This window comes from Collimonas arenae (genome assembly GCF_001584165.1).
Taxonomy (GTDB): domain Bacteria; phylum Pseudomonadota; class Gammaproteobacteria; order Burkholderiales; family Burkholderiaceae_D; genus Collimonas; species Collimonas arenae.
Window position 1 is genome coordinate 1271766 of record NZ_CP013233.1, and the last position, 21430, is coordinate 1293195.

Here is a 21430-nt window from a genome sequence, read left to right on the forward strand (position 1 = left end):
GAGAGGGATGTGCTCGGACAAAATTTAACTACAAAGGGGACCAACCATGAAAAAATGACATTGCAGTACATGCAAGCAGCAGCCGCCACGATGCTGATCGGCGTCGCCTGCAGCCAGGCACAGGCGCAAACCAGCGTCACCATTTACGGCCGGGTCGATGCCGGTGTCGACTACCAGACCAATGTTGCGCTGAAAGACGCCAACGGCAATCCGACCGGACAGACCGGCAGCAAGCTAGCTGCTTCCGGCAACCAGTGGGGCACCAGCATGATCGGCTTCAAGGGGACGGAAGACCTGGGCAGCGGACTGAGCGCCTTCTTCCTGCTGGAGTCCGGCTTCGACGCCACCAAGGGCGTCACCAACGGCAGCGCATTGTTCAATCGGCGTTCTTATGTCGGCTTGAACGGCGGTGCGGGTTCGATCAAGTTCGGCAAGAACCTGTTCATTGTCAACGATGTCTGGTTCCTCGATCCGACCGGCCAGCAATTCATGGGTACCGCCAGCCTGGTCAAGGGCCGCAACTGGCCTGGCGCCAACAACGTCATCGAATACCAGACCCCAACCTGGGGTGGCTTCAATGCTACCGCGCAAACCAGCCTCGGCGAACAGGCCGGCTCTACCACGAAGGGCCGCAGCGATGGCCTGTCACTGGTGTACACCAACGGTGGCCTGGAACTGCGCGGCATCTATGATGTGATCCGCGACGTGAATGGCAAATACAGCGATGTCTACACTGCTTCCAAGGATCTGATCGTCGGTGGCACCTATACCGTAGACAAGCTGAAGATGTTCGTCGGCTACGAGAATATCTCCGCCCCGGATACGGTCGCAGCAACCTCTCCCGACAAACTGAACCATTACTGGATCGGCGCCAACTATGCGCTGACGCCAGCCCTGACCCTGATCGGCGCCGCCTTCCATGCCAAGCTCAATCATGATGCGGGTAGCGCCAGCCTGTTCATGGCCGGCGCCAATTACAATCTGTCGAAGCGGACCTTGCTGTATGCGGCCGTCGGTACGGTGCGCAACAAGGGCAATGCCGATTTTGGAACAGAGTTTGACAATCCGTTGCCAGGACATGCGCAAAATGGCGGCTATGCTGGCATCAGCCATTCGTTCTGATAGAGGATAGGGGACGCGCGGTGGAATAGCCGCGTAGTGATGGATGAAGGGCAGCAGCTGCAAATTTGCGACTGCTGCCCTTTTATCATTTCAGGAGAGACCTGGGTCAAGCGCAACTGGCGCTGTAATTAATGCCAGCCGCGATGCCAGCCATATTGAGGATGGTGCCAGCCCCAACCGTAGTGCGGATGGTAAGCCCAGACGTAGCCAGGGCCAGGGATCGCATAGGTCGGCTCGACATATACGACGCCCGGCGGCGCGACGTAAGCAGGACGCACGACAGGCGGCGCCACTACGCAGCCCGCCAGGGAAAGCGCCAGGAGGGCGGCGGGGACGATAGTTGTGATCTTCGCTATTCTCATGATGTTCAAGGCCTCGTTAGTTGTGTGCTGTAATTTATCGTCTCAGGTTAAACATCAAATTCACCGTTTCCAATCCTCTTTCCCGATCTTGGCGATCAGATGGGGCACTTGGGTCCGCGTGGTGAATGCCATAACGATACGGATGTCCGCATGATTGTTAATGATGTCTGTTAAACGCAGAGGGGCAACGGAGTGATGACGGGAAAATTGTATTTTTCTGTAACCTGAGTAATTATTTCTGTCCCGGATACCACGCGTCCAGGCGCGGCCGATACCCTGGAAACGACGGCGCGGCGCGGGTTGGACAGAAAAATTCCTGGAATCGTCGACACTGCCGGTCTGGCGCATCCCCTTGGACATGGTTTCGCCACACAGAAAACTGTCTGCTATGATGGTCCGTGCTTTTCAGCGCGGGTTGTCATTCATTGTTTTGATTATTTTGAGGAGTAAATCATGGGTATCCTGGAAGAAGTGATTGGAGCCGTAGTCGCAGTTGAAGGCGTGAAAAAACTGGACCCAAATGCGTCCATACTGACTGAAGGCATCGCAGCAGTTGCCGGCTATAAAGGCGTGGAAGCCGTGACTGAACATCTGGAAGAGAAGGAAGCTGACAAAGACAACAGCGTCCCAGATCAGCCAGCATAAACTCCCAACAAAGAGGAAATCTTCCAGGTTGCGAAGGTTTCCTCATCCCCGCCAATCTCCCGGCCTGCACGACACCAGCCTGACTCCTGCGCCCGACAGTGCGCACGCACCCTACAAATTCCAGCGGCATATACACCTCGTTTCAAGAGCCATGCTTTGCTTATGGAAGAGTTCCCTTGCCTTTCGGGCCCTTGTTTTTCTAAAAACGTCAGGGCAAGTGGAAAAAATTAACATAAATTAACTTTCTGCCGGGCAAATTGGCGTTACATTGACGAGCGATTGGAAATCGACTGTCATTTTTGTCAGTTTCGCCGTCGCCATTATCGACTTATGACCTTTGGCTCATCCCGAACGAAAGATATGATTTCTCGAAAGATTTACACGTCTTTACGGATCACAGTCCTGGTGGCTTGCCTGTCGGCCGCTACAGGAGGCTTTTATGCCTTTGTGATTGCGGCAGCTTGCCGCTTCATCTTCAGAATGGAAGAGAGGACAGCACTGTTGTGGATCGGCGTTCCGCTCTTTGCCACGATGACCATTCTGCTATTCATTTTCCTGCCTAAGCATTTTCGCAAAGAGGGTTACATCAGATAAGCGTATGCCTTGAATACGCACGGCGTGCGACGGTGTAGGTGCTTGCGGGTTTTTGCTGTAAATTCCTCAGCATTGTCATTCATCATCAGATACTGCATGCGAGTCCAGATACGCAAGGAATTTTCATCAATTCAAGCTCTCGACGATCTGGAGCGAGAGCACATCGCGGATGCTCTGGCGTGGCTGGATTCAGGCGCCGAATTGTGTCGCCTGGCCAAGCCGGCGACGCCGCCCAAACACCTTGTGTCGTACTTTGTCGTGGTGGACGACGGGCATATGCTGCTGGTCGATCACCGCAATGCCCAGCTGTGGCTGCCGCCTGGCGGGCATGTTGAACAAGGCGAACACCCACGCACGACAGTGCAGCGCGAGATGGTGGAAGAGCTGGGGTTCGCGCCGTCGCATCCTGTCGGTGAACCTCTGCTGTTGACCGCGACGACAACCGTAGGGCTCACTGCCGGCCACACCGACGTTTCGCTCTGGTATGTCGTGCGCGCCAGCAAGGATCAGCCGATCAGGTTCGATGAACGGGAGTTCAACGAAGTACGCTGGTTCCCGTTTGCTGAAGTACCTATCGAGCGGACGGACCCGCATATGCAGCGTTTCCTGGCAAAGCTCAACGCCGCTGACGCCACACATCGATAGGCATCGTGCCAGTGCGATCAAGTGCAGCTGGCCAGCCAATCAATGCGGCTGGTTCAAGGGGACGGGGGATTGGGAGTCAAGTACTCCTGCCCCTCCAGGATCATGCGTGCGCCGGCCGGAGCGCCTACCGCGTATGGCAAGGAGTTGATCAACGAATGCGCAAAATCGCCCTGGTACAACTTGGAGCCTTGATGGCTCAGGTTCGAGTTGGCATCGATGTAGATCGATTCGCCCAGCCCCGACCACAAACGGCAAAAGCCATAGTCCTCGGATAAATAGCGGCGTGTCAGGGGATCGACCATGACGTCGAAAAAGCGGTAGTGCAGACCCATATCAGGCACGCCAATACCATCCGGCACGTAGTTGAGCTCGGGATAGCTGGCCATGAGCCGTTCAAATACCTGGCGCTTGATGACCATGAACCCGGTCGGCGCCTCGTCCATTTTCATGAAGCCGTCGGGCTGGACTTTCAGTCTGACCTCATCGCTGCTATCGCTTGCCTTTGCATTGACGGTATAGCGGGTGTAAGTGCCTTCGAATTGCTGCCGTGTAGTGCCAGCCGGTACGCCATCCAGCGGCCAGTTTTCGCGTTTAAGCGGATAGACGCCGGCAGCAATGTCATACCCTGAACGCAGCAGCCGGAAAGCAGCTTCAGGCGAAAACCCGATGTCGGCATCGATCCAGAACAGATGCGTCCACTCAGGAACACTCAGGAATTTGGCGACACAATCGTTGCGGGCCCTTGTCACCAGACTTTCGCCTTGGTGCATCAACACCTGCAGAGGCATGCCCGCACGTTCGGCATGTATCGTGAAATTCAAGAGCGACTGGACGTAGTTCTGGAAATATTTCCCGTCATGGCTGGGCGTTATTACGACGGGATATATTTTTTGCAGATCGTTGGTTTCAGGCATTTTCGATTTTCCATTTCTTATTAAATCCCTTTCGGCTAACCGGAAGGCCGACACGTCGCCCGGCTTGACGTAACAGCAGGCAGATTTGGCGTCGCAAGGCCGACAAGCACTCTTCGATAATAGAGGATATGGCGGGAAGCTGGCAATGAATTGAGCGATTGGCCGTTGATAAGTCTGAATTTATTGAGAGAATCCCGCTTGCTCACGGCAATGTCATCGTGGGAGGGCATGAAAAAGCGCGCTCAAGCGTGAGCCCAACGAACGGTTTCGGATTATCAGTGATAATGGAGATCCAGTTCACGCTTGAAGGAAAGAAGAAATGTCCGGTCACGGCCTGTCGCTACCTGACGGTAGATACGCTGCACTCCTGTTCGATATGGACGGAACCATCCTCAATTCCATCGCTGCGGCAGAACGTATCTGGAGCGCCTGGGCAACGCGCCATGGCCTTGATGTCGCGGCATTCTTGCCGACTATCCACGGCGCGCGCGCAGTTGACACCATTAGCCGATTGGCGCTTCCCGGAGTCGATCCTGAAATTGAAGCGCAGGGAATTACCGATGCGGAAATCGAGGACGTGGAGGGCATCGTTGAAGTACCCGGCGCAGAAAATTTCTTAAAGTCGCTGCCAGTGGCCAATTGGGCCGTCGTCACCTCCGCTCCCAAAGCCCTGGCGCTCCAGCGCATGAAAGCGGCGGGCATTCCGGTTCCTGCTGTGCTCGTCACCTCGGAGGATGTCGCGGCCGGCAAACCGAATCCTGACTGCTATCTCCTTGCGGCCAAGAGGCTGGAAGTCGACATTGCCGATTGCCTCATATTTGAAGATGCCGCAGTCGGTATTGCCGCCGGCGAGGCAGCGGGTGCGCCAGTGCTGGTCGTGACCTCAACCCATCTGCACCCGATGGAGACCGCGCATGCTACGATCAGGAGTTACGAAGGGATCGTTGCCAAAGCCGGCGAGGGCGGGTTCATTCAGCTTGAAGACGGAGGTATCTAGTTTTTTGCGTTGGCCATTGATGGCCAACCATTCGCTAGCCAATAAAGGTGAAGAGTAGCCATGGGATATTCCACAATTGAACGCTGGCATGAGATTGTCAAATCGCGCGACACCGCTTCCCTGAAAGCGCTGCTCGCCGATGACGTGGTGTTCGAATCACCGGTTGTTCACACGCCTCAACATGGCCGTGTAATCACTGCAAAATACCTTGCCGCCGCCTTGCACGTCTTGAATAACGGCACTTTTCGATACCTGAACGAATGGCTCGGTCCGCATTCTGCTGTGCTTGAGTTCGAAACAACCTGCGACGGCATCCTGGTCAACGGCGTGGATATCATCACATGGAACGACCAGGGTTTGATTACCCGCTTCAAGGTGATGATCCGCCCACTCAAGGCTATCAACAAGATTCACGAAATGATGGGCCGAATGCTTCAGGCAGAAGTCGCGCAACAACGATGAAATGGCTGGCGCGTATTGATGTGGTGCAGCTGCCACATGGCCTGTCCGCGGCGAGGAGCACAATCAGTTTCCAGGCGCGGTACACATCTCCCGATAGGTGTGAAGCATCTTGCACGATCACGTCAACGAGCACATCCCATGAATGATATTCAAGAACGAATCGCCGCCAGCTTCAATTCACAAGGCTTGATGACGACCCTCGGTGCGCGGCTGCTCTCAGTTGCAGACGGTGAAGTGCAAATAGAAATGCCGTTCTCGACGCAGCTTTCCCAGCAACACGGCTACGTGCACGCCGGTGCAATCACAAGTATCGTCGATAGCGCATGTGGGTACGCTGCACTGACCAAGGCGCCGCCCGATTGTGAGATTGTCTCAGCCGAATTCAAGATCAACTTCGCGCGTCCCGCAATCGGAGAACGATTCCTCGCAATCGGAAAGGTGCAGACGTCGGGGAAACTGCTTACTGTCTGCACAGGAGAAGTTCGGGCCTTGTCGGGAACGGCCTGGAAAGTGATTGCCCTCATGCAGGCGACGATGGTTAATGTCCGTGCCTGAGGCCTACGCACACATATCTGGCAGTCCTCCCTAAGCCCTTTCACAGTTGAGAGCCCACTTCCAGTGCATCGCCAAGCGCGTCTACATGGGCAAGGTCTCAGGCGACGGCGTCACCATTACGAATTCGAGTCAGGCCTAACCTCATAGTTGAAGGGCCAATGACAATAGGCAATAAATGGGGGAAACGGTGTAAACAGAAAAGGGGCCACATTTGCATGTGACCCCTTAGAATCTTGGCTCCCCGACCTGGACTCGAACCAGGGACCTGCGGATTAACAGTCCGTCGCTCTACCGACTGAGCTATCAGGGAATTGAAAGAAGCAGAATTATAGTCTTGAATTAGCTGCGTTGTCAAAGCTTTTTCTAAACTTTTCTACATCTCCCGAAGCGGTTGTTGCAACTGCTTCGGGACCCGAATATTACAGGACTTTTGCGATTGCGGCGACAACATTATCGATATTTTTTGTGTTGAGCGCGGCGACGCAGATGCGGCCGGTGTCAACAGCGTAGATCGAGAATTCGTCGCGCAGGCGTTCTACCTGGGCTTTGGTCAGGCCGGAGTAGGAGAACATGCCGCGTTGCTTGATGACGAAATCGAAGTCGTGGGCTGGCGCTTGTTCCTTCAGTTTCGAGACCAGCAGCTGGCGCATTTCGCGGATGCGGACGCGCATGCCTGCCAGTTCTTCTTCCCACAGCTTGCGCAGTTCCGGCGATGCCAGGGTGGTGGCAACGACTTGGCCGCCATGGATCGGTGGGTTGGAGTAGTTGGTGCGGACTACGCGCTTCAGTTGCGACAGCACGCGGCCGGCTTCTTCCTTGCTGGCGGCGACGATGCTCAGTGCGCCTACGCGTTCGCCGTACAGCGAGAACGACTTGGAGAACGAGTTCGAGACGAACAGCGGACCGCCGGCCTTGGCGAAACGGCGGACCACTTCGCCGTCGGCGTCGATGCCGTCGCCGAAACCTTGGTAGGCCATGTCGAGGAATGGAATCAGGCCGCGTTGGGTCACGACTTCGATGACTTGCGTCCATTGGTCGCTGGTCAGGTCGGCGCCGGTTGGGTTGTGGCAGCAGGCGTGCAGCACGACTACCGAGCCGCTGGCCATGGTTTTCAGGGCGTCGAGCATGCCGCTGAAATTCACGCCGCGGGTGGTCGCGTCGTAGTACGGATAATTGTTGACGGTGAAACCGGCCGATTCAAACAGCGCGCGGTGGTTTTCCCAGCTTGGATCGCTGATCCAGACTTGCGCATTGGCGGCGGCGAAGCGTTTCAGGAAATCGGCGCCCAGTTTCAATGCGCCGGTGCCGCCGATGGCTTGCACGGTGATTGCACGGTTCTCTTGTACTACGGCGCTATCGGCACCAAATACCAGTTCTTGCACAGCCTTGTCGTAGGAAGCCAGGCCTTCGATCGGCAGATAAGTGCGCGGCGACAGCTTTTCAATCAGCAACGCCTCAGCTTTTTGCACGCATTCCAGCAGCGGCACCTTGCCGTTGTCGTCGTAGTAGACGCCGACGCCGAGGTTGGTCTTGCCTGGATTTTTATCCGCATTGAAGCCTTCGGTAATGCCGAGGATCGGATCGCGTGGCGCCATTTCGATGGCGGTGAAGAGGGATGCTGAAAGAGGTGCGTTCATCGTGATAACATAAAAAGTTGGCTGCAAATTGAAGGTTGCAGTCGGGTTGAATGCTGTGCCGGGTCACGAGATAAATCGCTAATCGGCGCGGATTTACTGCCGTCTATTCTACCAAAGGTCGAAGCCCATGGCTGACATATCACAGGTTTCCAGTGCCGTCGACGAGTCAAAAATCGTCACTTTTCCCAATTCGCCGTTTAAATTGTTCCAGCCGTTCCTGCCGGCCGGCGACCAGCCAACGGCCATCGCCAAGCTGGCCGAAGGAGTCGAAGACGGCTTGTTTTACCAGACGTTGCTGGGAGTTACCGGTTCCGGCAAGACTTATACGATGGCTAACGTGATCGCCCGCATGGGACGGCCAGCCATTGTTTTCGCGCCGAACAAGACGCTGGCGGCCCAGCTGTATAGCGAGTTCCGCGAGTTTTTCCCGCACAACGCGGTGGAGTATTTCGTCAGTTACTACGACTATTACCAGCCGGAAGCCTACGTGCCGCAGCGCGACTTGTTCATTGAGAAAGATTCCTCGATCAACGAACACATCGAGCAGATGCGCTTGTCCTGCACCAAATCGTTGATGGAGCGGCGTGACGTGGTCATTGTGGCAACGGTGTCGGCGATTTACGGTATCGGTAACCCAAACGAATACCACCAGATGATCCTGACCTTGCGCGCCAAGGACAAGGTCAGCCAGCGCGACGTGATCGCGCGCCTGATCCAGATGCAATACACGCGCAACGAAATCGATTTCGGTCGCGGCACCTTCCGCGTGCGCGGCGATACGATCGACGTGTTTCCGGCCGAACATGCCGAGCTGGCGGTACGTATCGAGATGTTCGACGATGAAATCGATAGCCTGCAGTTGTTCGACCCGCTGACCGGCCGCGTGCGCCAGAAGATTCCGCGTTTTACGGTCTATCCCGGTTCGCACTATGTGACGCCGCGCGCTACCGTGTTGCGCGCTATCGACACCATCAAGGAAGAACTGCGCGATCGCCTGGAGTTTTTCCGTAAGGAAAATAAGTTGATCGAAGAGCAGCGCATTGAGCAGCGTACCCGCTTCGACCTGGAAATGATGCAGGAAATCGGCTTTACCAAGGGCATCGAAAACTATTCGCGCCACCTGAGCGGCGCGTTGCCGGGCGAACCGCCGCCGACATTGGTCGATTATTTGCCGCCGGATGCGCTGATGTTCCTGGATGAGTCGCATGTGCTGATCGGCCAGTTGAACGCCATGTACAACGGCGACCGTTCACGCAAGACCAATCTGGTGGATTACGGCTTTCGCTTGCCGTCGGCGCTGGATAACCGGCCGCTGCGTTTCGACGAATTCGAGGGCAAGATGCGGCAGACGATTTTCGTCTCGGCCACGCCGGCCGATTATGAAAACCAGCATGCCGACCAGGTGGTCGAGCAGGTGGTGCGGCCGACCGGCCTGATCGACCCTGCGATTGAAGTGCGGCCGGCCCTGAGCCAGGTGGACGACCTGATGTCGGAGGCGACCGCGCGCATCAAGAAGAACGAGCGCGTGCTGGTGACTACGCTCACCAAGCGCATGGCCGAGCAACTGACTGAATTCCTAAGCGACAACGGCATCAAGGTGCGCTACTTGCACAGCGATATCGAAACTGTGGAGCGGGTCGAGATCATCCGCGATCTGCGTCTGGGGACATTCGACGTGCTGGTCGGTATTAACTTGCTGCGCGAAGGCTTGGATATTCCTGAAGTCTCGTTGGTGGCGATCCTGGATGCAGACAAGGAAGGCTTCCTGCGTTCCGAACGCAGTCTGATCCAGACCATCGGCCGCGCCGCACGTAACCTGAACGGCACTGCGATCCTGTACGCCGACCGCATGACCGATTCGATGCGTCGCGCCATCGACGAAACCGAGCGCCGCCGCAACAAGCAGATTGCGTTCAATACCGCCAACGGCATCACGCCGGTCGGCATCAACAAGCAGATCAAGGAATTGATCGACGGCGTCTACAGTCCGCAGGAAGCGCGCGAAGAACTGAATGCGGCGCAGGACCAGGCCAAGTACGAATCGATGAGCGAGAAACAGGTCAGCAAGGAAATCAAGCGCCTGGAAAAATTGATGATCGATCATGCCAAGAACCTGGAATTTGAAAAGGCGGCGCAGGTGCGCGATCAGTTGCATGTGCTCAAGCAGCAGTTGTTTGGTGCGCCGGGGGCGGACAGTATCGCCTTGTAGGTGCGGAGGTTTCAGGCCGGTACATTTTCCTGTGCAAGCAAGCGAGGTATTGATAACGCGCACCGTGTCGTCCCCGCGAACGCGGGAATGACGACGACGTGAGCCATGCGTTGTGTGAGGCTGCCTGGCTACCTGTATTTTTTATTTATATGATTTACGTTTTTTGATGGCTTATGACTGATTTTCTTCCTGCTTCAATTCGCGCTGCTTTAGATGGCGTACATGCTTCCTGGTTACCGATCCTGGAGCGCGGCCTGCACGCCGTAGCGCAAGCCAATCCGGCCTATCTGTCGGACCTGGCGGCCAGCGATTACCTGCCCACCGAAGGCCGCCTGTTCGCCGCCTTCAGCCAGCCGCTGGGCGCGGTGCGATACGTGCTGGTAGGCGAAGGGCCTTATCCGCGTGCGGCCAGTGCCACCGGAGTGTGTTTCATGGATGGCGCGGTCGGGTCGCTGTGGTCGGAGAAGGGGCTGTCGAAGCAGGTCAACCGCGCTACGTCGTTGCGTAACTTCATGAAAATGCTGCTGGTGGCCGACGGCCAGTTGGCGGTCGATAGTACGACCGGTGACGCGATGTCGGGCGTGGCGCAACAGGCGCAAATGCAAGGTTCTGCGGCGATTCAGCAGCTTGCCGATTTGCAGGCCAATATGGTGGGGCAGGGTTTCCTGCTGTTGAATGCGTCACTGGTGTTTCGTGCCGACGTGCCGCCGGTCAAGGATGCGAAGGCATGGCAGCCGTTCATGCAGGCAGTCCTGACTGGTTTGGCCGAAGCTGCCGAAGATCGTGGACAGGCTTTGCCGACGTTGGTGCTGTGGGGGAAAATCGCCGAGCGGTTGAATGCTTATCCGATTACCGCGCGTTTCCCGAAGGCGGTGGCGGAACATCCGTACAACTTGAGCTTTATCGGCAATGCCGGCATGCAGGCATTGTTCGGGCCGATGCAGTTGCTGAAGCGCGCCGGCTAATCAGATTGCAGGGCGCTAGATCAGGCTCATCTGGCGCAGATCCATTTCTACCTGGGGAGTCATGTTGTCGACGACAGGCAAGGCCAGGGCGAGTTCAGGTTCGGGTTCCACCGGTTTTGCTTTTGGTTTTGCCTTGGGCGCCGGCGTCGCAACTGGTGACGGAGCAGCAGCAGGCGCCGGTTTGGCGCGCTTGAGGTTGGCCGGGGCCGAAGCTGCGCTCAACCAGCGTTTCAGCATGTCGTCGAATAATTCCAGCATCTCTGCCGGCAATGCCTGGGTGTAGGCTTGCCGGATCACCAGGCCATCCCACATCGCCGTCAGCAGCAGTGCAGCCTGTTGTGCGTCCAGCGACGGATTGATCTGGCCGCGTTCCTGGGCAGTGCTCAGCATCTCGGCCAGGCCATCCACCCATTCCGTTTCCGCCGTCTTGATTACCGCGCCAACACGTTTGTTGCGTAACCCCTCCGCATAGATTTCGGTCATCAGGCCGGCGTCGCTGATCGCTGCATAACGTGCGGCGAAGGCACGGGTGATGGCCGACAGCGCCTGCGGCAGGTCGTCGGTGTCATGGAATTCCGTCAGCATGGTGCGCGCCTGGCGCCGTTCATCCTCGGCCATTGCGGCAATAATCGCGTCCTTGCTGGTGAAGTAGCGATACACCGCGCCTGGCCCCAGGCCGACTTCGGTGCAGATTTCCTGCATGGAAGTCTGGTGAAAGCCCGTCTTGCGGAAACACTTTGCTGCCGATTTCAGGATGTCGACGCGTTTCTGGTCGGCTCTCTGGGTGGGTGACTGCGGTGTCTTTGATTTGCGGATGGCCATGCTGTGCTGCTCAAAAGAGGACTGTGCGGGAGGGTCGGTATTATAGGTTTAACCATCGCTTCCTTGAATAAATTTTTTGCCTTCCATGTCGTATTGTTGTGTGTATACAGCAATTTTTCGTCGAATCCATACCTCCTGCAAGTGTCCGTACAGTTTGTGGTTGAATAAAAATCAACAGCCCCTGGAGCCATAGCCGGCGCGGCAATCCGGGAATTGGGCAATACCTGACGGATTCACTCAAGTTTGGTATACTGTCACAAACTATTCAGATTTCGGAATAAGGGCTTAACGGATAGATAAAGGGGGCTTGGAAGGCCGTAGCGGTTTTTTTTGGCGTCCCTTAAAGCAAGTGGAGATTACATGCGTCTGACTACCAAAGGCCGGTTTGCGGTAACCGCGATGATCGATTTGGCATTGCGCCAGGGCAAGGGTCCTGTGACGTTGTCCGCCATCAGCGAGCGGCAAGAGATTTCCCTTTCCTATCTGGAACAGCTGTTCGGCAAATTGCGCCGTCACCAGATTGTTGAATCCGTGCGCGGGCCAGGCGGCGGATATAACCTGGCGCGCAAAGCGGAAGACGTGACCGTGGCTGACATCATCATTGCTGTCGATGAACCACTGGACGCGACCCAATGCGGTGGCAAGGAAAATTGCCACAGCCCGGACCACGAGGGCGGCGGTCGTTGCATGACGCATGATTTGTGGTCGACCTTGAACGCCAAGATGGTTGAATACCTGGATTCGGTGTCGCTGAAGGATTTGGTGGATCAACAACATGCGCAGCAGCACGCGCAGCAAAAGAAGACCCTGGAACAAAATGTGGTGGTGATGCACCGGTCCCACCTGGTTGCTTGATTGGAGCTCAAAATAGTATGAACGCACCCTTGGAAAAAAGCCTGATAGACACATTGAAGGCGCCTCACTTCCCGATTTATATGGATTACTCGGCAACTACGCCGATCGATCCGCGTGTTGCCGACAAAATGATTCCCTACCTGCGCGAGCAGTTCGGTAATCCGGCGTCGCGCAGCCACATGTATGGCTGGTCTGCTGAAAAGGCCGTCGAAGATGCGCGTGAGCAAGTCGCCAAGCTGGTCAACGCCGATTCGCGCGAGATCATCTGGACTTCCGGCGCCACCGAAGGCAACAATCTGGCCATCAAGGGCGCCGCCAATTTCTACAAGACCAAGGGCAAGCACATCATCACGGTCAAGACCGAGCACAAGGCTGTGCTGGACGTGGTGCGCGAGCTGGAGCGCCAGGGTTTTGAAGCGACTTATCTGCAACCGCAAGACAACGGCCTGATCACGCTGGAACAACTGGAGGCGGCGATCCGTCCTGACACCATTCTGGTGTCGGTGATGCTGGTCAACAATGAAATTGGCGTGATCCAGCCGATCCCGGAAATCGGCGAACTGTGTCGCCAAAAGGGCATCATTTTCCATTGCGACGCGGCGCAAGCGACCGGCAAGGTCGCGATCGACCTGGAAAAGTGGAAAGTCGACCTGATGACTTTTACTGCCCACAAGACTTACGGTCCAAAGGGCGTCGGCGCCTTGTACGTGCGTCGCAAACCGCGCGTCCGTATCGAAGCGCAGATGCACGGCGGCGGCCATGAGCGCGGCCTGCGTTCCGGCACTTTACCGACCCACCAGATCGTTGGCATGGGCGCCGCGTTTGAAATCGCCCGTGAAGAAATGGATACCGAGATCGTCCGCATCAAGGCTTTGCGTGATCGTCTGGCGACCGGCCTGCAGACTATCGAAGAAGTGTATGTCAATGGCGACATGGCGCATCGCGTACCGCATAACCTGAACGTCAGCTTCAATTATGTCGAAGGCGAATCGCTGATCATGGCAATCAAGGACATCGCGGTATCGTCCGGTTCGGCCTGCACCTCGGCCAGCCTGGAGCCTTCCTACGTATTGCGCGCGCTGGGTCGCAGCGACGAGCTGGCGCATAGTTCGATCCGCTTCACTATCGGCCGCTTCACGACCGAAGAAGATATCGATTTCACGATCGAACTGATCAAGACCAAGGTTGCGAAACTGCGTGAGCTGTCGCCGTTGTGGGATATGTACAAGGATGGCATCGACATCAGCACCATTCAGTGGGCCGCCCACTAGGTTGCAGATTGAGAGCGATACTGAGAAATTCTTCTGCGGCGTGACCGCAGCGTCAAATTAAGGAGCAGCAAAATGTCTTACTCGGCAAAAGTTTTGGACCACTACGAAAATCCACGCAACGTCGGCGCCTTTGAAAAAGGCGACGAAACCGTGGGTACCGGCATGGTCGGTGCGCCGGCTTGCGGCGACGTCATGAAGTTGCAGATCAAGGTTGGCGCCGACGGCGTCATCCAGGATGCCAAGTTCAAGACGTACGGCTGCGGCTCGGCGATTGCTTCGTCGTCGCTGGTGACCGAATGGGTCAAGGGCAAGACGTTGGATCAAGCCATGTCGATCAAGAACACCCAGATCGCTGAAGAACTGGCGTTGCCGCCAGTGAAGATTCACTGCTCGATCCTGGCTGAAGATGCGATCAAGGCTGCGGTTGAGGATTACAAAGCCAAGCATGGCGCTGGTGAACAGAAGCAAGCGGCGTAATTACTAGTGACCATCGACCTGCCGGTTGACGACAACATGTCGCTGTCGGCGGGGCGATAGAGCTACAGGAAAGAGATCGACGGTTTATGGCAATCACACTGACAGAAAAAGCGGCAAAGCACATCAACCGCTATATCGAGCGGCGCGGCAAGGGCATCGGCCTGCGCTTTGGCGTGCGCACGACCGGTTGCTCGGGCTTGGCTTACAAGCTGGAGTATGTGGATGAGAAGACTGACGAAGATGCCGTGTTCGAGTCGCATGGCATTCAGGTATTTGTCGATCCGAAGAGCTTGCCGTATATCGACGGTACCGAACTCGATTTCGCGCGCGAAGGCTTGAACGAAGGCTTCAAGTTTTACAACCCGAACGTCAAGGACGAGTGCGGCTGCGGCGAGAGCTTCCGGATTTGACGCCATCCTGGCCGGGCTTCGCGATTGTCTGATTGAACGTTGAACCTGTGTCACGATGGATGAGATGGACGACCCAAGCCTGTTGCATTTCAACAGGCTTTTGTTTTAATTCAATATGCAAAATCACTTCGAGTTATTCCAGTTGCCGCAACGTTTCACGCTCGATACATCTGCGTTGGAGCAGGCCTATCACGAGGTGCAGAACCAGACTCATCCGGATCGCTTCGTCAATGCCACCAGTGCCGAAAAGCGCGTGGCGATGCAATGGACGACGCGCGCCAACGAGGCTTACCAGACGCTCAAGAGCCCGTTCAAGCGTGCAGCCTATCTGTGCGAACTGAATGGCGTGGCGCTGGAAGTCGAATCGAATACGGCGATGCCGACAGCTTTCCTGATGCAGCAGATGGAATGGCGCGAAACGCTAGACGATGCCCGCGCGGAAAAGAACCTGGCCGCCCTGGAGCAACTGGACGAGGAATTACGCGCCGCGCGCAGGGCCGATCTGCAACGCATTGGCGTTTTGCTGGATGCCGGAGATTTCCAACAGGCTGCGCAATACGTGCGGCAGTTGATGTTCCTGGAAAAATTTGGGGAAGAGATCGGCAACGCATTCGCCGTTCTCGAATCGTAAATCACGATACGACAATTATTATTAGCCGAGTACGAACATGCCTGAAGTCTGGTTATTCCTGATCGCCGCAATGACGCTGACCCTGGCCCCGGGCCGGACAATATCTATGTGCTGACGCGCGGCATTGCGCAGGGCCGCAAGGCCGGCTTGGTGGCTGCACTTGGTTTCAGTTCTGGTCTGATTTTCCATACGATGCTGGCGGTACTCGGCTTTGCCGCGCTGATCAAGGCTTCGCCGCTGGCTTACTCGTTGTTGCGTTACGCCGGCGCTGCTTACCTGATCTATATCGGTGTGCGCACCCTGCGTTCGCACACCGCAGTACACCTGCAAGGCAATGCCGCACCGCAGAAGCTGTCGCGCATCTATTGGCAGAGCGTGATCGCGAATATGCTGAACCCGAAAGTGACGCTGTTCTTCATTGCGTTCCTGCCGCAGTTCGTCAACGCCAGCGCCGGTCATATCCCAGTGCAGATGTTGCTCCTGGCAGCCGTATTTATTATGCAGGCGCTGGCAATATTCAGTGCGGTTGCCCTGTTTTCCGGCATGGTCGGCGCGTTTTTCCAGCGCAAAAAAACGGCCGCCACCACTATGAACCGCTTGGCGGGCTGTGCATTTATCGGACTCGGCATTCGCATCGCTCTGCCGCAATAAAGCAATAAACGAAAAGCAAGATACCCCTATGGCACTTCTGCAAATCTCCGAACCAGGCATGTCCACCGCACCGCACCAGCATCGGCTGGCGGTGGGGATTGATCTGGGCACCACCAATTCGCTGGTCGCCACGGTGCGTAACAGCATTCCTGAGGTACTCAACGACGAGGCTGGCCGCCCATTGCTGCCGTCGATCGTGCGCTATCTGCCGAACGGCAACGCGCATATCGGCTACAAGGCGCAGGCGGCGCAAACGACTGATCCGAAGAACACCATTCTGTCGGTCAAGCGCTTCATGGGCCGTGGCCTGAAGGACATCGCCTACGCTGAGAACCTGCCTTACGATTTCCTCGATGCACCTGGCATGGTGCAGCTGAAGACGGTTGCCGGAGTCAAGAGCCCGGTTGAGATTTCCGCTGAAATCCTGGCAACGCTGCGTCAGCAAGCCGAAGATGCGCTGGGCGACGATCTGGTCGGCGCGGTGATTACCGTGCCCGCCTATTTCGATGATGCGCAGCGCCAGGCCACCAAGGATGCGGCCAAGCTGGCCGGCCTGAACGTGTTGCGCCTGCTGAATGAACCGACCGCGGCAGCGATCGCCTACGGCCTGGATAATGCTTCCGAAGGCGTCTACGTGGTCTATGATCTGGGCGGTGGCACCTTCGATATTTCGATCCTGAAGCTGACCAAAGGTGTGTTTGAAGTATTGGCTACCGGCGGCGACTCGGCGCTCGGCGGCGACGATTTCGATCACCGCTTGTTTTGCTGGATCAGCAAGGAGGCGCAACTGTCGCCGTTGTCCGATGAAGACACTCGCGTGCTGATGGTCAAGGCGCGCGAAGCCAAGGAATTGCTGTCGACCAAAGCCGAAGTCACCATCGATGCCGCCTTGAGTTCAGGTGAACGCGTGCATCTGCTGCTGACGTCGGAAATCTTTGACGAGATTACCAAGCATCTGGTGGCCAAGACCCTGACGCCAACCCGCAAGGCGCTACGCGATGCAGATCTGAGTGCCGACGATGTCGATGGCGTGGTGCTGGTTGGCGGCGCTACCCGCATGCCGAGCATTCGCAAGGCGGTCGGCGACTATTTTCATACGACGCCGCTGGCGAATATCGATCCGGATAAGGTGGTCGCATTGGGCGCCGCGATCCAGGCCAATCTGCTGGCCGGTAATCGCGCTCCCGGCGACGACTGGCTGTTGCTGGATGTGATCCCGCTGTCGCTCGGAATTGAAACCATGGGCGGCCTGGTGGAAAAGGTCATCCCACGCAATTCAACCATTCCTTGCGCGCGTGCGCAGGAATTCACCACCTTCAAGGATGGCCAGACCGCGATGGCGATCCAGGTCTTGCAGGGCGAGCGCGAGCTGGTCAGCGATTGCCGTTCCCTGGCCAAGTTCGAGCTGCGTGGCATTCCGCCAATGGCGGCCGGTGCGGCGCGCATTCGCGTCACTTATCAGGTCGATGCGGATGGCTTGCTGTCGGTGTCGGCGCGCGAGTTGCGTTCCGGTGTGGAAGCATCGATCAGTGTCAAGCCGTCTTATGGTTTGGCTGATGACGATATTGCCCGCATGTTGCAGGAATCGTTTGCTTCGGCCGACGTCGACATGCAGCAGCGTGCGTTGCGGGAAGAACAAGTGGAAGCTGAGCGGATCGTTCTTGCCACCGAATCTGCATTGCAGGCGGACGCTGCGTTGCTGTCTGAAGAGGAACGTATGTCGATTGCTGCGTTGATTGACGACGTGCGCACGAAAGCGCTGGGCAACGATCACCAGGCGATCAAAGCGGCGGTCGATGCGTTGGCGCATGGCACTGAAGAGTTTGCGGCGCGACGCATGGATCGCAGCGTGCACGATGCGCTGACCGGCAAGACGCTGGATCAGGTGTCCTGAAAACCCTATACATTCAAAAAGAATCAACCTATTCCCGAGGTAAACAAAGTGCCCCAAATCGTCGTACTGCCACATCCAACCTACTGCCCAGAGGGCGCCGTGATTGAAGCGCCACGCGGCCAATCGGTCTGCAATGCGTTGCTCGACCACGATATCGAAATCGAACACGCCTGCGAAAAATCCTGTGCCTGTACCACTTGCCACGTCGTGGTGCGTGAAGGCTTCGCCTCGCTTGGCGAACTGGATGAGAAAGAGGAAGATCTGCTGGATATGGCGTGGGGCCTGGAAGCCACATCGCGTCTGTCATGCCAGGCGATCGTCGGTGAAGAAGATCTGGTGGTCGAGATCCCGAAGTATACGATCAACCACGCCAGCGAAAACCATTAATCACTCGCTATCGTAGCAATTGCCAATAGGGGAGCAGCATAATGAAGTGGACCGACACATTGCTGATTGCAGAAACGTTGTACGACAAATTTCCGGATATCGATCCGGCGACGATTCGTTTCACCGACCTGCACAAATGGGTATTAGACCTGGAAGGTTTCGACGACGATCCAAAGCGTTCCGGCGAAAAAATCCTGGAGGCGATTCAAGCCGCCTGGATCGACGAAGCAAAGTAAGCGCAATATTGATTGCATAATGAAAAACCCGCTGTCGCTACACTTGAGCGACAGCGGGTTTTTTGTTGGCAGCGTTGTTGTACCTGATGTTGCTTAACCGCGTCCTTCCAGATGGCCGTTGACGACTCGCACCGGATCGCCTACACGCCAGCCCTCGCCCGATTGTGGGAAAGTGCGGGCCTTGCCGTCGTCCATACGCACCACGACCTGATAGGTGGTGTTGGTGCGGGTGCGTTTTTCCACCTCGTTGCCGGCAAAGCCGCCGCCAACCGCGCCGGCGACAGTCGCCAGGGTATTACCATTGCCATGGCCGACCTGGTGGCCGAGGATGCCGCCTAGTACGGCGCCCGCTGCAATGCCTACGCCGCTAGGCTTGGCTGCGTGCTGGATCGCCTGTATCGATTCAACCCGGCCGCAGCTGTGGCAGATCGCAGGTTGTGGAGCCGCTTCCGGCTGGCGTGGGGCAACTGCATAGGCTGGCTGGGGCGCTTGTTGCATCGGTGCAGCGGCCTGGTTCGGCGCTTGCTGGTAATCACCATTCTGGCCGTTTGGCGCGCCATTTTGATTTTGCGTCAGCTGGCCAGATTGTTGTTGCGGTTGCTGCTGCGAGTTGTAGTCGCCCGGCGCTGCGGACATCGCAGCCATTTGCTGTGGAGTGGAGCCTTGTGAACTAGGAAACAGGCCAGTCATCGCGGCTACGCCTACCAGGCTGGCCAGCGTAACTGCAACAGCCGCGGTAGCGACCAGCGGATGAATGCGATTGTTTGGTTTCGGATTGTCCATTATTACCTCCAGAAAATCTTTTGTTTGTTAAGTAAAGTAATTATCAAAGGTTTGTTGGCTGAGCACTAGATTGATAGTGTGTCAGATGTATCCTTATGTAACGAGTTCAATCTATCTGGAAATATTTTACTGAGGGGCAACGTATTTACGCCACAAACTCCCAATAATTGGGGTCAGAGTCGAATTAATTTCAGTTTGACGGGGGGTATTTACTCCGTGGGACGTCAAATGGAGTCAGAGTAATTTTCGCAAAAGGCCGCGAAAAAAAACTCCGACCCCATTTGACTGCGCCGTCGTTGATTTGTTGGAAATCAACGGCGGCGCATCATACTGTTATCAGTCCTCGCGGCGCAGGTGCGGGAACAAGAGTACGTCGCGGATGTTTGGCGAGTCGGTGATCAACATCATCAAACGGTCGATGCCGATGCCGCAACCGCCGGTCGGAGGCATGCCGTATTCCAGTGCGCGGATATAGTCGGCGTCGAAATACATGGCTTCTTCGTCGCCGGCGTCTTTGGCGGCTACCTGGGCCTGGAAGCGGGCGGCCTGGTCTTCCGAATCGTTCAATTCGGAGAAGCCGTTGGCGATTTCACGGCCGGTGACGAACAGTTCGAAACGTTCGGTGATGCCCGGTACGGTGTCGGATGCGCGTGCCAGCGGCGATACTTCGACCGGGTAATCAACGATGTAGGTCGGATCCCACAGTTGTGCTTCTGCGGTTTCTTCAAACAGCGCCAACTGCAGTGCGCCGAGACCGGCATGGGCGTGTGGCTTGACGCCAAACTTCTTCAGTTCGGCCTTGATGAATTCGGCATCCTGCAACTGTGCGTCCTGATATTGCGGCGCATATTTGTTGATGGCGCCGATGATCGTCAAGCGCTGGAATGGCTTGCTCAGATCCAGTTCGCGGCCCTGATAAGTCAGGACGGCGGTGCCATGAGCATCGATAGCGGCCTGACGGATCACTTGTTCAGTGAAATTCATTAGCCATTGATAGTCAACGTATGCCGCATAGAATTCCATCATCGTGAATTCCGGATTGTGGCGCGGTGACACGCCTTCATTGCGGAAGTTGCGATTGACTTCAAATACGCGTTCGAAACCGCCAACCACCAGACGCTTCAGATACAGCTCAGGCGCAATGCGCAGGAACATCTGCATGTCCAGCGCATTGTGGTGAGTGATGAATGGTTTGGCCGCGGCGCCGCCAGGGATGGCGTGCAGCATCGGCGTTTCGACTTCCATGAAGTCGTTCTTTTCCATGAAGCGGCGGATCGACGACATCGCAGCGGTACGTACCTTGAAGGTGCGGCGCGTATCTTCGCTCATGATCAGGTCGACGTAGCGCTGGCGGTACTTGGTTTCCTGATCGGCCAGGCCGTGGAATTTGTCCGGCAGCGGGCGCAGCGATTTGGTCAGCAGGCGCAGCGTGGTGACCTTGATCGACAGTTCGCCAGTCTTGGTCTTGAACAGCGTGCCTTCTGCGCCGAGGATGTCGCCGAGGTCGTAGTGCTTGAAGTTGTCGTAGTTGTCTTCACCGATGTTTTCCTTGGTGATGAACAGCTGGATACGGCCGTCGGCCTTGCTGCCAGACGCATCCTGCAAGGTCGCGAAAGAAGCTTTGCCCATCACGCGTTTCAGCATCATGCGGCCGGCGACGACCACCTTGACGGCGGCGGCGTCCAGCGCTTCGCCATCCTGGCCAGCGTACTCTGCCTGCACCGCGTCCGCCTTATGGGTCGGACGGAAGTCGTTAGGGAAGGCCACGCCCTGGCTGCGCAAGGCGCTGAGCTTGGTACGGCGTTCCGCGATGATCTTGTTTTCGTCTTGCGGGACAGGTTGCTGCTGATTGTCTGTCGTCATGTCGGTATCTTTATAAATGATGCGGTGAAACGTCTGTGGTGCG

General features: G+C 56.5%; 23 protein-coding genes, 1 tRNA gene and 1 pseudogene. 17 read left to right on the top strand and 8 right to left on the bottom strand.

The genetic code is table 11. The features are described 5' to 3' along the window. Positions 1-54: 54 nt before the first annotated feature. Positions 55-1122: a porin gene (locus CAter10_RS05925; RefSeq protein WP_061532692.1), complete on the top strand. Its 1068-nt coding sequence runs from the start codon at positions 55-57 to the stop codon at positions 1120-1122. A 128-nt stretch (positions 1123-1250) separates the two neighbouring features. Here CAter10_RS05925 and CAter10_RS05930 read toward each other — a convergent pair whose 3' ends face one another. Beyond that, positions 1251-1484 carry a hypothetical protein gene (locus CAter10_RS05930; protein WP_061532693.1) on the bottom strand — a complete coding sequence of 78 codons (234 nt, stop codon included), beginning with the start codon at positions 1482-1484 and terminating at the stop codon, positions 1251-1253. 60 nt (positions 1485-1544) lie between these two features. Continuing rightward, positions 1545-1844 carry a hypothetical protein gene (locus tag CAter10_RS05935; RefSeq protein WP_061532694.1) on the bottom strand — a complete coding sequence of 100 codons (300 nt, stop codon included), beginning with the start codon at positions 1842-1844 and terminating at the stop codon, positions 1545-1547. A gap of 93 nt (positions 1845-1937) precedes the next feature. On the opposite strand from CAter10_RS05935, the gene CAter10_RS05940 reads away from it, so the two are divergent. After that, positions 1938-2129, top strand: a complete 192-nt coding sequence (locus CAter10_RS05940; RefSeq protein ID WP_061532695.1) for a hypothetical protein — start codon at positions 1938-1940, stop codon at positions 2127-2129. Between the two features lie 690 nt (positions 2130-2819). Beyond that, on the top strand, positions 2820-3368 hold the full coding sequence (locus CAter10_RS05950; RefSeq protein ID WP_061532697.1) for an NUDIX hydrolase: 549 nt from the start codon (positions 2820-2822) through the stop codon (positions 3366-3368). Positions 3369-3421: 53 nt separating this feature from the next. Here CAter10_RS05950 and CAter10_RS05955 read toward each other — a convergent pair whose 3' ends face one another. Then, complete coding sequence (locus tag CAter10_RS05955; protein WP_061532698.1) at positions 3422-4282, bottom strand: hypothetical protein; 861 nt, start codon at positions 4280-4282, stop codon at positions 3422-3424. Between the two features lie 319 nt (positions 4283-4601). Here CAter10_RS05955 and CAter10_RS05960 point away from each other — a divergent pair, with 319 nt between their 5' ends. The 3 genes from CAter10_RS05960 (at position 4602) to CAter10_RS05970 (ending at position 6296) form a co-directional block, all read left to right on the top strand. After that, complete coding sequence (locus CAter10_RS05960) at positions 4602-5279, top strand: HAD-IA family hydrolase (protein ID WP_061532699.1); 678 nt, start codon at positions 4602-4604, stop codon at positions 5277-5279. A 60-nt stretch (positions 5280-5339) separates the two neighbouring features. Beyond that, entirely contained in the window at positions 5340-5741 is a 402-nt protein-coding gene (locus CAter10_RS05965; protein ID WP_061532700.1) for a nuclear transport factor 2 family protein, read from the top strand. Positions 5742-5879: 138 nt separating this feature from the next. Next, complete coding sequence (locus tag CAter10_RS05970) at positions 5880-6296, top strand: PaaI family thioesterase (RefSeq protein WP_061532701.1); 417 nt, start codon at positions 5880-5882, stop codon at positions 6294-6296. A gap of 234 nt (positions 6297-6530) precedes the next feature. On the opposite strand, the gene CAter10_RS05975 is transcribed toward CAter10_RS05970, so the two are convergent. Both CAter10_RS05975 and CAter10_RS05980 read right to left on the bottom strand, forming a co-directional pair. Then, positions 6531-6606, bottom strand: a tRNA-Asn gene (locus tag CAter10_RS05975). Positions 6607-6715: 109 nt separating this feature from the next. Continuing rightward, entirely contained in the window at positions 6716-7933 is a 1218-nt protein-coding gene (locus tag CAter10_RS05980; protein WP_061532702.1) for an amino acid aminotransferase, read from the bottom strand. Between the two features lie 127 nt (positions 7934-8060). Here CAter10_RS05980 and uvrB point away from each other — a divergent pair, with 127 nt between their 5' ends. Together uvrB and CAter10_RS05990 are read left to right on the top strand one after the other, a co-directional pair. Beyond that, positions 8061-10142, top strand: coding sequence for an excinuclease ABC subunit UvrB (uvrB, locus tag CAter10_RS05985; RefSeq protein ID WP_061532703.1), 2082 nt, complete (start codon positions 8061-8063; stop codon positions 10140-10142). 173 nt (positions 10143-10315) lie between these two features. After that, positions 10316-11107 (top strand): uracil-DNA glycosylase family protein, encoded by a 792-nt coding sequence (locus CAter10_RS05990; RefSeq protein ID WP_061532704.1) that lies wholly within the window; start codon positions 10316-10318, stop codon positions 11105-11107. Between the two features lie 15 nt (positions 11108-11122). Here the strand turns inward: CAter10_RS05990 and CAter10_RS05995 are convergent, their stop codons facing one another. Beyond that, complete coding sequence (locus CAter10_RS05995) at positions 11123-11929, bottom strand: TetR/AcrR family transcriptional regulator (RefSeq protein ID WP_082797808.1); 807 nt, start codon at positions 11927-11929, stop codon at positions 11123-11125. A 360-nt stretch (positions 11930-12289) separates the two neighbouring features. Here CAter10_RS05995 and iscR point away from each other — a divergent pair, with 360 nt between their 5' ends. The 9 genes and pseudogenes from iscR (at position 12290) to iscX (ending at position 18741) form a co-directional block, all read left to right on the top strand. Then, positions 12290-12784: a Fe-S cluster assembly transcriptional regulator IscR gene (iscR, locus tag CAter10_RS06000; protein ID WP_061532705.1), complete on the top strand. Its 495-nt coding sequence runs from the start codon at positions 12290-12292 to the stop codon at positions 12782-12784. 17 nt (positions 12785-12801) lie between these two features. Then, on the top strand, positions 12802-14055 hold the full coding sequence (locus CAter10_RS06005) for an IscS subfamily cysteine desulfurase (protein ID WP_061532706.1): 1254 nt from the start codon (positions 12802-12804) through the stop codon (positions 14053-14055). A gap of 72 nt (positions 14056-14127) precedes the next feature. Beyond that, positions 14128-14532 (top strand): Fe-S cluster assembly scaffold IscU, encoded by a 405-nt coding sequence (gene iscU, locus CAter10_RS06010; protein WP_061532707.1) that lies wholly within the window; start codon positions 14128-14130, stop codon positions 14530-14532. 86 nt (positions 14533-14618) lie between these two features. Then, positions 14619-14942: an iron-sulfur cluster assembly protein IscA gene (gene iscA / locus CAter10_RS06015; protein ID WP_014007106.1), complete on the top strand. Its 324-nt coding sequence runs from the start codon at positions 14619-14621 to the stop codon at positions 14940-14942. Positions 14943-15057: 115 nt separating this feature from the next. Beyond that, complete coding sequence (gene hscB / locus CAter10_RS06020; protein WP_061532708.1) at positions 15058-15573, top strand: Fe-S protein assembly co-chaperone HscB; 516 nt, start codon at positions 15058-15060, stop codon at positions 15571-15573. Positions 15574-15610: 37 nt separating this feature from the next. Continuing rightward, a pseudogene (locus tag CAter10_RS06025) lies at positions 15611-16224 on the top strand (LysE family translocator). Positions 16225-16252: 28 nt separating this feature from the next. Continuing rightward, on the top strand, positions 16253-18118 hold the full coding sequence (hscA, locus tag CAter10_RS06030; RefSeq protein ID WP_061532709.1) for a Fe-S protein assembly chaperone HscA: 1866 nt from the start codon (positions 16253-16255) through the stop codon (positions 18116-18118). 48 nt (positions 18119-18166) lie between these two features. Beyond that, complete coding sequence (gene fdx / locus CAter10_RS06035; RefSeq protein WP_061532710.1) at positions 18167-18505, top strand: ISC system 2Fe-2S type ferredoxin; 339 nt, start codon at positions 18167-18169, stop codon at positions 18503-18505. Between the two features lie 41 nt (positions 18506-18546). Further along, entirely contained in the window at positions 18547-18741 is a 195-nt protein-coding gene (gene iscX / locus CAter10_RS06040; protein WP_061532711.1) for a Fe-S cluster assembly protein IscX, read from the top strand. A 93-nt stretch (positions 18742-18834) separates the two neighbouring features. Here iscX and CAter10_RS06045 read toward each other — a convergent pair whose 3' ends face one another. Together CAter10_RS06045 and lysS are read right to left on the bottom strand one after the other, a co-directional pair. Then, positions 18835-19524 (bottom strand): glycine zipper 2TM domain-containing protein, encoded by a 690-nt coding sequence (locus CAter10_RS06045; RefSeq protein WP_061532712.1) that lies wholly within the window; start codon positions 19522-19524, stop codon positions 18835-18837. Positions 19525-19860: 336 nt separating this feature from the next. After that, the gene (gene lysS / locus CAter10_RS06050) at positions 19861-21387 is read right to left on the bottom strand and encodes a lysine--tRNA ligase (protein ID WP_061532713.1); all 1527 of its coding nucleotides are present in this window, start codon (positions 21385-21387) and stop codon (positions 19861-19863) included. Positions 21388-21430 lie beyond the last annotated feature (43 nt).

What these genes read in the sequence shown, in the direction of transcription:
- CAter10_RS05925 (WP_061532692.1), top strand. Translation starts at nt 55, where the DNA reads ATGACATTGCAGTACATGCAAGCAGCAGCCGCCACGATGCTGATCGGC.
- CAter10_RS05930 (WP_061532693.1), bottom strand. Translation starts at nt 1,484, where the DNA reads ATGAGAATAGCGAAGATCACAACTATCGTCCCCGCCGCCCTCCTGGCG.
- CAter10_RS05935 (WP_061532694.1), bottom strand. Translation starts at nt 1,844, where the DNA reads ATGTCCAAGGGGATGCGCCAGACCGGCAGTGTCGACGATTCCAGGAAT.
- CAter10_RS05940 (WP_061532695.1), top strand. Translation starts at nt 1,938, where the DNA reads ATGGGTATCCTGGAAGAAGTGATTGGAGCCGTAGTCGCAGTTGAAGGC.
- CAter10_RS05950 (WP_061532697.1), top strand. Translation starts at nt 2,820, where the DNA reads ATGCGAGTCCAGATACGCAAGGAATTTTCATCAATTCAAGCTCTCGAC.
- CAter10_RS05955 (WP_061532698.1), bottom strand. Translation starts at nt 4,282, where the DNA reads ATGCCTGAAACCAACGATCTGCAAAAAATATATCCCGTCGTAATAACG.
- CAter10_RS05960 (WP_061532699.1), top strand. Translation starts at nt 4,602, where the DNA reads ATGTCCGGTCACGGCCTGTCGCTACCTGACGGTAGATACGCTGCACTC.
- CAter10_RS05965 (WP_061532700.1), top strand. Translation starts at nt 5,340, where the DNA reads ATGGGATATTCCACAATTGAACGCTGGCATGAGATTGTCAAATCGCGC.
- CAter10_RS05970 (WP_061532701.1), top strand. Translation starts at nt 5,880, where the DNA reads ATGAATGATATTCAAGAACGAATCGCCGCCAGCTTCAATTCACAAGGC.
- CAter10_RS05980 (WP_061532702.1), bottom strand. Translation starts at nt 7,933, where the DNA reads ATGAACGCACCTCTTTCAGCATCCCTCTTCACCGCCATCGAAATGGCG.
- uvrB (WP_061532703.1), top strand. Translation starts at nt 8,061, where the DNA reads ATGGCTGACATATCACAGGTTTCCAGTGCCGTCGACGAGTCAAAAATC.
- CAter10_RS05990 (WP_061532704.1), top strand. Translation starts at nt 10,316, where the DNA reads ATGACTGATTTTCTTCCTGCTTCAATTCGCGCTGCTTTAGATGGCGTA.
- CAter10_RS05995 (WP_082797808.1), bottom strand. Translation starts at nt 11,929, where the DNA reads ATGGCCATCCGCAAATCAAAGACACCGCAGTCACCCACCCAGAGAGCC.
- iscR (WP_061532705.1), top strand. Translation starts at nt 12,290, where the DNA reads ATGCGTCTGACTACCAAAGGCCGGTTTGCGGTAACCGCGATGATCGAT.
- CAter10_RS06005 (WP_061532706.1), top strand. Translation starts at nt 12,802, where the DNA reads ATGAACGCACCCTTGGAAAAAAGCCTGATAGACACATTGAAGGCGCCT.
- iscU (WP_061532707.1), top strand. Translation starts at nt 14,128, where the DNA reads ATGTCTTACTCGGCAAAAGTTTTGGACCACTACGAAAATCCACGCAAC.
- iscA (WP_014007106.1), top strand. Translation starts at nt 14,619, where the DNA reads ATGGCAATCACACTGACAGAAAAAGCGGCAAAGCACATCAACCGCTAT.
- hscB (WP_061532708.1), top strand. Translation starts at nt 15,058, where the DNA reads ATGCAAAATCACTTCGAGTTATTCCAGTTGCCGCAACGTTTCACGCTC.
- hscA (WP_061532709.1), top strand. Translation starts at nt 16,253, where the DNA reads ATGGCACTTCTGCAAATCTCCGAACCAGGCATGTCCACCGCACCGCAC.
- iscX (WP_061532711.1), top strand. Translation starts at nt 18,547, where the DNA reads ATGAAGTGGACCGACACATTGCTGATTGCAGAAACGTTGTACGACAAA.
- CAter10_RS06045 (WP_061532712.1), bottom strand. Translation starts at nt 19,524, where the DNA reads ATGGACAATCCGAAACCAAACAATCGCATTCATCCGCTGGTCGCTACC.
- lysS (WP_061532713.1), bottom strand. Translation starts at nt 21,387, where the DNA reads ATGACGACAGACAATCAGCAGCAACCTGTCCCGCAAGACGAAAACAAG.